The organism is Halostella pelagica, assembly GCF_004762015.1.
Classification (GTDB): Archaea; Halobacteriota; Halobacteria; order Halobacteriales; family Natronoarchaeaceae; genus Halostella; species Halostella pelagica.
In genome coordinates, this window is record NZ_SJES01000004.1 from 57,116 (window position 1) to 66,277 (window position 9,162).

The window sequence follows — 9,162 nt, forward strand, 5'->3', positions numbered from 1 at the left end:
TCGCAAGCAAGCGCCGACCCGGTGGTACATAGTGCACTGGCGTCGAATCGCCGAAAATCTGCACCATGCACCAGAAATGCCGGATCAGCCGGGCAGATATCCCGCCCGTGACTCGGCTGGCCGCACGCTCGGCCCGTGGGGGGAGTCGCGTCGATCATGCGGTCTCATCTCCGAGGAGTTCGGCAGGGTTTTCGAGGTCGACGTACAGCCGCGCGGCGTCGGACAGGGCGGCGTCGAGATCGCAGTCATCGTGGCGCTGAGCGAGTTCCAGCGCGACCTCGTCCGGCAGGTCGACAACGGCCTTCATCGCACACCACCCCCATTTACGGTGCATGGTGCACTGATCGCGGGCATGACGCGCAAATACGGCGTCTCCGTCGACGACGAGACTGGTGGTCGAATCGAACAGTACCGAATCCGCGAGGATCCCGAGACCGGCGACCAGGACATCGTCGGCCGCTCGCAGGCGGTTCGGGAACTCGTCAACATCGGCCTGGCCGTCACTGACGTGATCGAGGACGACGACAGCGTCTCGCTCGACCACGGGAAACCCCGGGAGGGATTCGCCCGGCAGGCGGTGCTGAACGAACTGCGACGAGAGTTTGAGGACTGACTCGGTCTGCTTGACGTAACGTTTATTTCGGGTCGGGTGGTAAGTTTGCATAGCTGTTGATAGGACGACAGCGCTGCCCCCGAGCTCTTATCTCGGGGGGTTGGTTTCAACCCGGAAGCGGCAGCGCCGTCTCTACTCTCGGTGTACTGTGCACTATCTGATAAACCCATCGCCCGTGCGGTGGTGTTGTACTGGCTCATAAACCCTATGTCGCTATTATAGAATTGCGGGATCGGCTGTCCGTCCGCCGTGGCTGTCTGAGTGTCGGCACTGGCCGGCATCTCAGACCGCCCCCATCGCGTAGGCGAGCGACCCGCCGAACACGAGCACGAAGAACGCGACCAGCAGGAGGATCGCCCCGCGGATGTCGCCGGCCGTTGGGACGCGGCGGGTCATCGGGGGTCACCGTCCGTCTCTAATGCGCAGTTGATGAACCAGCCAGTGACTGGATCAAAGTCGAACTTGTTGGTCTCGACCTCCGCGATGTCTTTCAACTCGTCCGACTGAATCACGTCGCCGTCAACATCGAGGTCGATCTCGGGATGGAACGGACCGTCTCCGTCGACGAAGAACGAAACCCACCGAGAGGTACCCCATTTAGCTTGCGTCTTCCACGTCTCAAACATCGACATGAGAGCGATTGCTTGCGGTTCGTTCAGGTGGTCGATCGTGACGGTGAGGCTCACGTCGTCTCGGTAGAGTTCGTGACCGCTCCGAATCTCGTCGGCTTCCTCGATGCGCTGGTCAATATCGCTCCTGCACGTGTCGGACCCGTCACTCATCCTGACCACCCGTGCAGTGAGGGCAGTCCCCGATGACGATCTCCAGATGCCGCGCGCACTGACCGACGCGCTCGCGCCGGACCACGGGCGCGCCCTCGCGTTCCTCAAGCACCCCCTGGATCAACTGTCGAACGTCTCGAAGCGCGCTCGGACAGAGCGGGATCGCGCCGTCGGCAGCCTGGAGATGCTCGTCGGCGTCGACGAGCCCGCGCCGGAAACTCCCGAGCATCCGACGGCCGCGCTGGAGCCCCTCGACGACGCGGGCGGCCAGCGTCGCGTCGACGGCCGCCTCGGCGCAGTCGAGATCCGAGAGTGCGTCGGCGACGGTCTCGCAGAGTTCTTCGATGCGGGCCAGGTCGCCGGCGATGCCGAGGTCCTCGGCGGTCGCACTGCGGCGCGGGGCGTCCGCGTCACTCATGCGGATCACCCCCGACGGCTTTGAGCCGCCGGATGTCGTCGCGGTAGGATCCCTCGCACTCGCCGGGGTGCAGCGGGTGCCCGTTCTCGGTTTTCGGCGGGTCGTCGGCGTGGACCTCCTCGTAGCACTCGTAACACTGCTGCGGGTGGCGTGACTCGAACGTCTCGTCAAGGCGCGCGGCGTCGCGGATCCGGACGGTCAGACCGACGCAACTGTTCGGGCAGGCGAGGCCTATCATGTGCGCCGGAACGTTCGCGCGGAACTCCACGCGGAGGTCCTCGCCACAGTCCGGGCACTGGTAGATCGAGACGACATCGCCCGCTTCGTCGGCGTACTCTGGCTCAGTCATCGGGACCACCCGTCACGTCGACGGTGTCGAGGTCGTCGAGCGTGCCCTCCTCCTGGAGCTTGTCCCGACAGACGATGCAGTAGCCGTCGTCGCCGACCGAGTCACTCTCGCGCCCGCACTGTTCACACTCGCGAGCGTCGTCGGGCTCGCCGTCGGGGAGCTCCTGCTGCTCGCTTTCGTCCTCGGGGTCAGGGATACCGGCGTGGGGGAGGATCTCCTCGCGAAGCCACCGCCCCCAGGCGGCGTCCGAGAGTGACCGGAACACGGCGACGTAGCCGCTCGCCGCGGCCGCGCCGCGCATAATCGTCCCGTCCCAGTCATAACGGAAGCCGAGTTGCGTGATGCCGCCGTCGGCGAGGTGGCCGTCGAGGCGGGCGTCCCGGTGGTACGCAACGCCGGTCTCCTGGTCACCATCGTCGGGACCCATGTCGCGGTCCCAGCCGACCTGCCAGACGTCAGCTCCCTGGGCGTCCAGGTCGCGGGCCCAGCTGTCGAGGTCGAGCACCGCCCGCTCAATGTCGACGCCGAACTGCAGTTCGAGCCGTTCCCAAAGGAACTCGCCGTCGCCGCGGTCGATTGTGACAAACCCGGCGTCGATGTCCGCCGTGAACTCGGTGAGTACGTGCTCGCGTCCCTCAGTGCGCTCGGTAATGATCGCCTCGTCGGCGATGTAGATCTCCTCGGTTTCGGTGTCGACGCTGTCGCAGGCCCGGCCCGTGGTGATGCTGGCCCCACCGTCGAGGTAGGTGATCTCCTCCGGTTCAATCGCAAAGGGGTCACGCCGGACGCGCTCGATCTCCTCGTCGCGGGGGTTACCGTCGACCAGTCCGATGATACCGCGCTTCATGTCTCGTCACCCCGCATCGCGCGAAGCTCGCCAACGCGCGACTGGGCATCGGCCAGTGCCGCCTCGACGTCGTCCAGGTCGGCGTCGCCGGCGACCGCGGCTTCGAGGGCGGTGTCCACCGTGGTTCTAAACTCGTCGGCGGACATCAGGCACCGACCTCCGAAAGATCGATGCCGTGGCGGTCCAGGTAGCGGTACACAGTGGCGGCAGTACAGCCCATCGCCGCGGCCATCTGGCCGGGCGTCAGCCCGTCGTCGACGAGGTCGCGCAGGTGCGACTCGACGTGCCAGGGCCAGGGGTGCTCAAACGAGTACTCGCCGCTCAGGTCGTGGTCTTTATCGTTATCGGGTGTCGTAGTGGTCATTGTCCTCAGTCTGGTGCGTGTGTTACCGCTTTGTCTGGGGACCGCGGGGGCCGGGCGCGCCGGGCTTTGGTCAGTTTGGGCGCGTCCGGGGATGCCGCGAGTCAGTTCGTCGTTTGCCCCGTAGGTATAAAAAGCAGGATTGAACTTCCGGGAGAACTGGCACTGTCGGTAACCGGTTCTTACTGGCGCGCGTCGGGCCGTAGCGGGTCTATTACTAAGCCGCTCTGAGTGAATGTGCATACGTTGTTGTGTTGTTTCTTGCTGGTCCGCGTGGGGGCGCGGGCCGGTGTTCGTTAGTTGGTAGCTGGTGCTCTATCGGCGGAATCGTCACTATCAACGAGGCCGTCAATACCCTGCTCCTCAACAGTCGCCAAGCCGTGGCGGATGAGCAGCCGGATTACTTGGCTTTCCTTCATGTCGTACTTTTCACAGACCGTGCCCACGCGCTCCACCGTCTCGCGGTCGGCCCGGGCTGCGATGCGGCCATCGTAGTTCGTCACGGCTACACCAACACAGTAGAGGTGTATAAGTTTAACGCAGTACAACACTTGAAGTCCACTACACCACTACACCAGAACACCCCTACACCGCTGTCCTTGGGGTAATATATATGTGCAACACAGTACAACAGAGACTCATGACTCGGGATAAGCAGTTGTCGACGAGTGTTGACGCGGAAACGAAACGTGATTTCCGCGTGGCGGCGGCCAAGCGCGACATGGATATGGCAGAACTATTACGCGAATTAGTCAACGACTACCTTGAAGAGGGAGATGAATCAGAGGGAAATCGGAAAGCGGAGCCGATGGCGGCTGACTGATCACGGAGGCAGTTCGATTTTGATAGGCGGTGCGATCGCCTCGTCTTGGACCCGATAGAGCCGATGCCGGGACTCGCCGTCCCAGTCGATCAACCCGTAGCGCTTGAGCTTCGCGAGCTTGCTCCGACGACTGCGCGGCGAGATAGGCATCAAGTCCCGGCCATGGTAGTGGTCCTCGGAGACGGCTTCGTACCGATCGTGGACTTCCCCGGCTTTGAGCTCGCCGGCGTTGTAAATGAGCGCGTACAGTAAATGATGGTGAAACGGAAGCGAGTAGAGATTCGACTTTCGAATTCGGGACCGAGCGCGCTCGTAGCCGTCCTCGACATCGGCGTCGGTGAGTCTCGACCGGCCCTGCTCCTGGGCTCTCTGGATTGCGGCCTTGAGCGTCTGGATCCCGTCGCGAGCGACGCCGGCGACCGTGTCGGCGATGTGTTCGAGGCGCTGCCGGGGGACCGTCCCCGATACCCCCTCGCGCACGCGGATCTCCAGGATATCGGCCAGTTCGTCGACGGAGTAGCGTTCGAGCCGGACGATGTCGTCTGCCCGGTAACTGTTCGTGGAGTTCGTCATCCGACTCTGCCAGTCGTCGACATCGTGGCAGATGATGACTGTCGAGATCTCGGGGATCCTGTCGAGGTGGTCGAGCGCTGCGGTGTCGGGGAGCCCATCCGCTTCGTCGAGGACGAGAATATACGGTCCGTCGACGGTATCGCGCAGCTCGCGCCGGAGGTCCTGAATCGAGTTGAACTCCGTGAACGCATCTGGGCCGCGGGGGTGCTGTCGCAGTGCTCTGAGAAGGATGTCTTGGGCCGTCAATCCGAGACATCTGAGGCGCGTCTGGTCGACGGCCGTCTGGGCCTGCAGACGATCGAGAGTATGGCGTGCGAGGACTGTCTTCCCGACGCCGCTGGAGCCGGTCAGGAGGACATCGAGCGGGCGCTCGCCGCGGAGCGCGGGGTCGAAGGCACGAGAGAGCTGCTCGACCTCCTGGTCCCGGTGGAGCAGGTTTCGGGGAACAAACCCGTCTTGAAAGACCTCCGGTTTGACGATCATGTCAACCCCCGACGGGTTGACGATATTTAAAGCAGGTTGCCACTTCCGGGAGCGCTGTCGGTCAACTCTTTAACCAACACATCGGCGTTGTCACTCGCCAGTGTTGGTTAACGAGGAAAGAGCGCCCGCCGTCAGTCGTGGAACTGCTCCCAGTTGCGTGACTTGACGTCGCGCTGCGGGCAGTCCTCGTCGTGGCCGATCTTGTCGACGCACATCGCCACGGATCTGCACTCGTCGCACTTGACCTCGCCCGTGGGCTCGTTGAGGGCGAACCCGTCGACGGTGACCGGCGAGTCTGATCGGATGATCTCGAAGTGGGTATCGGCGTCAGTAAACGATCTGTACGTCATGGTCCGCGGAACACCTCCGCCACGCGGCCGGTCGCGTCGCCGGTGCCGCCCTCGACGACCAGGCCGGCGACGATCTCCGACCCGACGAATCGCCACGCCCCCTCTTTACGCCTCTCCTCGACACGTTTCCACCCGCCGGCGCTCCGGCGCTCGAATCGCATCCGCCGCCGGCAGTGCTCGCCCGACCACTCGACAGTCAGGGCCTCACTCATCGCCGTCCTCCGCGAGCGCGTCAGCGAAGTGCTCGAACTCCTCGCGCAGATCCTCGCGCGTGACGGGCGTCTCGAACGTCAGCGTGAACTCGACGACACCCTCAGGCATCGGTATCACCGTCCTGGTCAGTGCCCGTGTGGAATGACCGCTCGATTTGAGATTCGGTCAGTATCTCGGCGAAGTTACTCTGACCTACGTCCGACTCTCGAAGTCGGTAAAGCGTCTCGTCCGTGTCGCCATCGGCCATTCGGTTCGTTATCTCCCAAACCGATGAGTCGACTTTCTCCAGTTCGTCACCGACCTCGAAGCTGTGGTCAGTACCGCCCGCGGACACCTCAGCGTCAGTCATCGAATCACCGTCGAGAGCGTCGGCCAGGCCGCGCTTGGCCTGGAACGTCGCGTCGGTCAGCGGGTCGGACCCGCTGACGTCGATGTCCCGCTCCCCTGCAACCTTGTCGATGGCTCCGAGCGCGAATCCGCGGGCGTGGTCGTCCAGATCGTCACACTCGACGATACGCTCGCGAACAGCGGCCAGTGGCGTGCAGGCCTCGTCGGCCCCCATCTCGGGGCCGCCCGTGCGATCGATGACGCGGTCCAACTCGCGGAGGGCGACGCGCGCGGTCGTGATGTCGACCTCGACCGTCTCGTTAGCGTCAGTCATCGGCATCACCGCCCTGGCCAGCGTCCGTGCTCACTTCACGGACGTTCCCGATCGCGTCGAGCGGAACAAACCCGAGCGTGCCGTTATCCTGCCACCGAACGCGAACCGTCTCGCCGTGAATGGCTCTGACTTCGGCAGGCCGGTTGTAGATCGTCTGCTGCCAGGTGCCCGCCTCCGACATCACGCATCACCCCACGCTTCCTCGACGGGCACGTGCGCAAGCCGGCCGCGGGGGTAGTCGTACGTCTTCGCGCTGCCCCACTCGTGGAGTGATTCGGCGGTGATCTCCGAGATGAACACGCACTCATAGACGGCGTCGTCGGGCCGCACAGGCAAGTAGGCGTGCGCCTTGTAGTCGGCCAGATCGAACCCTTCGGCGTCGTAGTACTCGCCGAGCGTGTCGGCGACGCGCTGGCGGACGAACAACGGCTGGCGGGTCACCAGGTCGAACGCCAGCCCGCCGGCCATCGGTTCGGTGCGGATCCCCTCGGCCGGACCGAACGCGTCGGACTCCGACATCACGCACCCCCTCCGAGCGTCGCGAACAGTCCGTCGTCGATGACAGTCACGTGGACAGCCGTCCACTCGCGCTCGTCGACGTGCTCGGCGACGAAGCGGAGGTACCGAACGATATCCTCGGTCGGCCCCTCGCGCTGGACGTGCACGACATCGTCAGGGGAGACGACGAGCGACCGGCGCACCAGGGCGCTGTCGTCGGGTTCGTACTCGTCGTGTTCGGCGTCGACGACGACGATGCGGTCGCGCTGGACGTCGTGATAATGGTTGTGTCCGCGCGTGTCCGTGCCGATGTGGACAAGGTCGTTCGCGCGAACGTCGATTGCGATACTTTGCGAGCGAGCCGAGTCGTTTTTCTGGGTCTGTGTCGAACTCATTGTTGCTCTCTGTTGGGAGCACGGGGTTCGGTGTCCAACCACCGGCCCCGGGGAGTTTCTCCCGGAGCGCCCCTGCTCACATGAGTTACTTCTATTCCCAGGCACTTAGTTATTACGTTACGTTTATACCAATCATGATTCGTTGCTACTGACCGTAAGACTGTTGTGACGGGGCGTCATATTTAACCACGTGATGGGCGCAACAACTGACATGAGCCTTGACGCGGACGAGTTGAACCCGACGGACCGCGCGATCCTTGACGAGTTGCAGGGCGGGCGGGTCACGCCGGCGTACGTTGCCGACGAACACAGCTACACGGCAGGGAACGTACGCAACCGCATGACCAGCCTCGCTAAACACAACCACGTCCGCCCGGTTGGTGGGGGGCTGTACGAACTCGCCGACGACCCACGCGGCGGAGACACCGACGACGATCCGGACCTCCGCGACGCCGCGGTCGACACTGACGCCCTCCGCCGGGCGCTCGACGATATCGAGGCCGCGTGCGAGCGTGGCGACGGGTCCGCGGTCCAGAACGCGATCCGGCGCGCGCGAAAGGAGCTCGACGATGAGTAACGCACCCCGTCCAGACGAGGAAAACCACGGGCTCGACGATTTCTCGGAGGGCGGGTCGGAGTGACGGACATCGAGTACCACCCACCAGAGGACTTCGGGACGTGCGACGGGTGCAACCATCAATTCAAACGCGCCAGCCACAAGATGCCGAATGGCGATGACTTGTGCGGCTACTGCTACGGAGTTGAGAAGGGATACATCGCGCAGTAAAAGCGGACACACCCCAGGACGAAGGGTCGCGATGACTGACGAAGATCACTAAGCCAGCGCCACCTCTTCAACTGTGTCTGATTCCATACAGTACAACTATAACCGATACCTTTATGGTTCATCCAGTACAAGTATAGGTTGTAGGAGGAAGTCACAATGTGCCCCAACTTAGAACTCGAATCCGACGCCGTTGGCGAAGACGAACTCGACCGCCTGAAGACCCAGCACAACACCTGCAACGGCTTCGCGTTCAGCTACATGGAGAACACGGACCGCGACGTTATCGTGAAGGACGGCTACGTCGACACGTCCGACGGCGGCGCGCACTGCTACGTTTACGACCGCGACCGCGACGTGACGATCGACGTGACGCTCGGTCAGTTCAACGGCTGCCCCGAAATTGGTGTCTGGGACGGCGACGACCATCCCCACGTCGCCGACTGGGAGGAAATCCGCGAGTGGGAGTCCCGCGACGAGTTCGAGGCGCACTACGGCGACCTCCCCGAGCGAGACAACCCGTTCTACGTCTAAACCAATGACCGACGAACTCACTGCGGACGGCATCCTAACCGACGACGGCAACGTGACGCTGCTTGATTACGTCGATCTGCACGGCCAGCCCGTTCACGTCGGCCCCGACCGCGTTATCTTCCGCGACGAACACGGGCATGAACTCTCCGACTGGTCCGCAGCGCTGGGAGCGGATCGCGACGGCCTCTCGGCCACGATGCACAAGCTGGCCCGGGAGGTCTATCAGCCCGACGAGCCGGGCGATCCGTGGAGTAGGGCTGACCCAGTCGTGTTCGATGCCGACACGTTCCGGCGGGACAACTTCGAGGCGATTGCGATGCTGCTCCGCCGTGGTTGTTCGCCAGCGGAGGCCTTTGACCTGTTCGCAACGACCGACCAGCGATGGACGCAGACCGACTGGGGCGAATGGCGCGGCGTCAGTCAGCAGAACGTCAGCGGCAATGTGTCGGACGGGCGCGACGCGCTGGGGGAAAACTAA

20 protein-coding genes are annotated in these 9,162 nt (G+C 63.6%); 5 read left to right on the plus strand and 15 right to left on the minus strand.

Features of this window, described 5'->3' with window-relative positions:
• Positions 1–154 precede the first annotated feature (154 nt).
• A complete protein-coding gene (locus tag EYW42_RS11005) occupies positions 155–334 on the minus strand; it encodes a hypothetical protein (protein WP_135535344.1) in 180 nt (59 codons plus the stop codon).
• 18 nt (positions 335–352) lie between these two features.
• On the opposite strand from EYW42_RS11005, the gene EYW42_RS11010 reads away from it, so the two are divergent.
• Positions 353–613 (plus strand): hypothetical protein, encoded by a 261-nt coding sequence (locus EYW42_RS11010; RefSeq protein WP_135535346.1) that lies wholly within the window; start codon positions 353–355, stop codon positions 611–613.
• Between the two features lie 392 nt (positions 614–1,005).
• On the opposite strand, the gene EYW42_RS11015 is transcribed toward EYW42_RS11010, so the two are convergent.
• From EYW42_RS11015 to EYW42_RS11040, 7 genes are all read right to left on the minus strand, one after another.
• The gene (locus EYW42_RS11015; RefSeq protein ID WP_135535347.1) at positions 1,006–1,395 is read right to left on the minus strand and encodes a hypothetical protein; all 390 of its coding nucleotides are present in this window, start codon (positions 1,393–1,395) and stop codon (positions 1,006–1,008) included.
• Positions 1,388–1,813, minus strand: coding sequence for a hypothetical protein (locus tag EYW42_RS11020; RefSeq protein ID WP_135535348.1), 426 nt, complete (start codon positions 1,811–1,813; stop codon positions 1,388–1,390). Before EYW42_RS11020 ends, EYW42_RS11015 begins: the two co-directional genes overlap by 8 nt.
• The gene (locus EYW42_RS11025) at positions 1,806–2,162 is read right to left on the minus strand and encodes a hypothetical protein (RefSeq protein WP_135535349.1); all 357 of its coding nucleotides are present in this window, start codon (positions 2,160–2,162) and stop codon (positions 1,806–1,808) included. The genes EYW42_RS11020 and EYW42_RS11025 overlap by 8 nt, the downstream gene beginning before the upstream one ends.
• Positions 2,155–3,009: a hypothetical protein gene (locus EYW42_RS11030; RefSeq protein ID WP_135535350.1), complete on the minus strand. Its 855-nt coding sequence runs from the start codon at positions 3,007–3,009 to the stop codon at positions 2,155–2,157. The genes EYW42_RS11025 and EYW42_RS11030 overlap by 8 nt, the downstream gene beginning before the upstream one ends.
• Positions 3,006–3,155 (minus strand): hypothetical protein, encoded by a 150-nt coding sequence (locus EYW42_RS19830; protein ID WP_202613879.1) that lies wholly within the window; start codon positions 3,153–3,155, stop codon positions 3,006–3,008. Before EYW42_RS19830 ends, EYW42_RS11030 begins: the two co-directional genes overlap by 4 nt.
• Positions 3,155–3,373, minus strand: coding sequence for a hypothetical protein (locus tag EYW42_RS11035; protein WP_135535351.1), 219 nt, complete (start codon positions 3,371–3,373; stop codon positions 3,155–3,157). Before EYW42_RS11035 ends, EYW42_RS19830 begins: the two co-directional genes overlap by 1 nt.
• Positions 3,374–3,666: 293 nt before the next feature.
• Positions 3,667–3,873: a hypothetical protein gene (locus EYW42_RS11040; protein WP_135535352.1), complete on the minus strand. Its 207-nt coding sequence runs from the start codon at positions 3,871–3,873 to the stop codon at positions 3,667–3,669.
• Between the two features lie 137 nt (positions 3,874–4,010).
• Between EYW42_RS11040 and EYW42_RS11045 the strand changes: the two genes are divergently transcribed.
• Positions 4,011–4,193 carry a ribbon-helix-helix protein, CopG family gene (locus EYW42_RS11045; RefSeq protein ID WP_135535353.1) on the plus strand — a complete coding sequence of 61 codons (183 nt, stop codon included), beginning with the start codon at positions 4,011–4,013 and terminating at the stop codon, positions 4,191–4,193.
• Here EYW42_RS11045 and EYW42_RS11050 read toward each other — a convergent pair whose 3' ends face one another.
• From EYW42_RS11050 to EYW42_RS11080, 7 genes are all read right to left on the minus strand, one after another.
• The gene (locus tag EYW42_RS11050) at positions 4,194–5,249 is read right to left on the minus strand and encodes a Cdc6/Cdc18 family protein (protein WP_135535354.1); all 1,056 of its coding nucleotides are present in this window, start codon (positions 5,247–5,249) and stop codon (positions 4,194–4,196) included.
• 131 nt (positions 5,250–5,380) lie between these two features.
• A complete protein-coding gene (locus EYW42_RS11055) occupies positions 5,381–5,599 on the minus strand; it encodes a hypothetical protein (RefSeq protein ID WP_135535355.1) in 219 nt (72 codons plus the stop codon).
• Positions 5,596–5,811, minus strand: a complete 216-nt coding sequence (locus EYW42_RS11060) for a hypothetical protein (RefSeq protein WP_135535356.1) — start codon at positions 5,809–5,811, stop codon at positions 5,596–5,598. The genes EYW42_RS11055 and EYW42_RS11060 overlap by 4 nt, the downstream gene beginning before the upstream one ends.
• Positions 5,812–5,912: 101 nt before the next feature.
• Complete coding sequence (locus EYW42_RS11065) at positions 5,913–6,473, minus strand: hypothetical protein (protein ID WP_135535357.1); 561 nt, start codon at positions 6,471–6,473, stop codon at positions 5,913–5,915.
• Positions 6,466–6,654: a hypothetical protein gene (locus EYW42_RS11070; RefSeq protein ID WP_135535358.1), complete on the minus strand. Its 189-nt coding sequence runs from the start codon at positions 6,652–6,654 to the stop codon at positions 6,466–6,468. The genes EYW42_RS11065 and EYW42_RS11070 overlap by 8 nt, the downstream gene beginning before the upstream one ends.
• A complete protein-coding gene (locus tag EYW42_RS11075) occupies positions 6,654–6,992 on the minus strand; it encodes a hypothetical protein (protein ID WP_135535359.1) in 339 nt (112 codons plus the stop codon). Before EYW42_RS11075 ends, EYW42_RS11070 begins: the two co-directional genes overlap by 1 nt.
• Positions 6,992–7,366, minus strand: a complete 375-nt coding sequence (locus EYW42_RS11080) for a hypothetical protein (RefSeq protein WP_135535360.1) — start codon at positions 7,364–7,366, stop codon at positions 6,992–6,994. The genes EYW42_RS11075 and EYW42_RS11080 overlap by 1 nt, the downstream gene beginning before the upstream one ends.
• 211 nt (positions 7,367–7,577) lie before the next feature.
• On the opposite strand from EYW42_RS11080, the gene EYW42_RS19835 reads away from it, so the two are divergent.
• The 3 genes from EYW42_RS19835 (at position 7,578) to EYW42_RS11095 (ending at position 9,162) form a co-directional block, all read left to right on the plus strand.
• Positions 7,578–7,943: a hypothetical protein gene (locus EYW42_RS19835; RefSeq protein ID WP_202613880.1), complete on the plus strand. Its 366-nt coding sequence runs from the start codon at positions 7,578–7,580 to the stop codon at positions 7,941–7,943.
• A 366-nt stretch (positions 7,944–8,309) separates the two neighbouring features.
• Positions 8,310–8,684, plus strand: a complete 375-nt coding sequence (locus tag EYW42_RS11090; RefSeq protein WP_135535361.1) for a hypothetical protein — start codon at positions 8,310–8,312, stop codon at positions 8,682–8,684.
• A gap of 4 nt (positions 8,685–8,688) precedes the next feature.
• A complete protein-coding gene (locus EYW42_RS11095) occupies positions 8,689–9,162 on the plus strand; it encodes a hypothetical protein (protein ID WP_135535362.1) in 474 nt (157 codons plus the stop codon).

Excerpts from the sequence above, each read along its gene's own strand:
- EYW42_RS11055 (WP_135535355.1), bottom strand. The coding sequence starts at position 5,599 with ATGACGTACAGATCGTTTACTGACGCCGATACCCACTTCGAGATCATC.
- EYW42_RS11050 (WP_135535354.1), bottom strand. The coding sequence starts at position 5,249 with ATGATCGTCAAACCGGAGGTCTTTCAAGACGGGTTTGTTCCCCGAAAC.
- EYW42_RS11075 (WP_135535359.1), bottom strand. The coding sequence starts at position 6,992 with ATGTCGGAGTCCGACGCGTTCGGTCCGGCCGAGGGGATCCGCACCGAA.
- EYW42_RS19835 (WP_202613880.1), top strand. The coding sequence starts at position 7,578 with ATGAGCCTTGACGCGGACGAGTTGAACCCGACGGACCGCGCGATCCTT.
- EYW42_RS11080 (WP_135535360.1), bottom strand. The coding sequence starts at position 7,366 with ATGAGTTCGACACAGACCCAGAAAAACGACTCGGCTCGCTCGCAAAGT.
- EYW42_RS11045 (WP_135535353.1), top strand. The coding sequence starts at position 4,011 with ATGACTCGGGATAAGCAGTTGTCGACGAGTGTTGACGCGGAAACGAAA.
- EYW42_RS11030 (WP_135535350.1), bottom strand. The coding sequence starts at position 3,009 with ATGAAGCGCGGTATCATCGGACTGGTCGACGGTAACCCCCGCGACGAG.
- EYW42_RS11095 (WP_135535362.1), top strand. The coding sequence starts at position 8,689 with ATGACCGACGAACTCACTGCGGACGGCATCCTAACCGACGACGGCAAC.
- EYW42_RS11010 (WP_135535346.1), top strand. The coding sequence starts at position 353 with ATGACGCGCAAATACGGCGTCTCCGTCGACGACGAGACTGGTGGTCGA.
- EYW42_RS11070 (WP_135535358.1), bottom strand. The coding sequence starts at position 6,654 with ATGTCGGAGGCGGGCACCTGGCAGCAGACGATCTACAACCGGCCTGCC.
- EYW42_RS11035 (WP_135535351.1), bottom strand. The coding sequence starts at position 3,373 with ATGACCACTACGACACCCGATAACGATAAAGACCACGACCTGAGCGGC.
- EYW42_RS11060 (WP_135535356.1), bottom strand. The coding sequence starts at position 5,811 with ATGAGTGAGGCCCTGACTGTCGAGTGGTCGGGCGAGCACTGCCGGCGG.
- EYW42_RS11065 (WP_135535357.1), bottom strand. The coding sequence starts at position 6,473 with ATGACTGACGCTAACGAGACGGTCGAGGTCGACATCACGACCGCGCGC.
- EYW42_RS11025 (WP_135535349.1), bottom strand. The coding sequence starts at position 2,162 with ATGACTGAGCCAGAGTACGCCGACGAAGCGGGCGATGTCGTCTCGATC.
- EYW42_RS11090 (WP_135535361.1), top strand. The coding sequence starts at position 8,310 with ATGTGCCCCAACTTAGAACTCGAATCCGACGCCGTTGGCGAAGACGAA.
- EYW42_RS19830 (WP_202613879.1), bottom strand. The coding sequence starts at position 3,155 with ATGTCCGCCGACGAGTTTAGAACCACGGTGGACACCGCCCTCGAAGCC.
- EYW42_RS11015 (WP_135535347.1), bottom strand. The coding sequence starts at position 1,395 with ATGAGTGACGGGTCCGACACGTGCAGGAGCGATATTGACCAGCGCATC.
- EYW42_RS11005 (WP_135535344.1), bottom strand. The coding sequence starts at position 334 with ATGCACCGTAAATGGGGGTGGTGTGCGATGAAGGCCGTTGTCGACCTG.
- EYW42_RS11020 (WP_135535348.1), bottom strand. The coding sequence starts at position 1,813 with ATGAGTGACGCGGACGCCCCGCGCCGCAGTGCGACCGCCGAGGACCTC.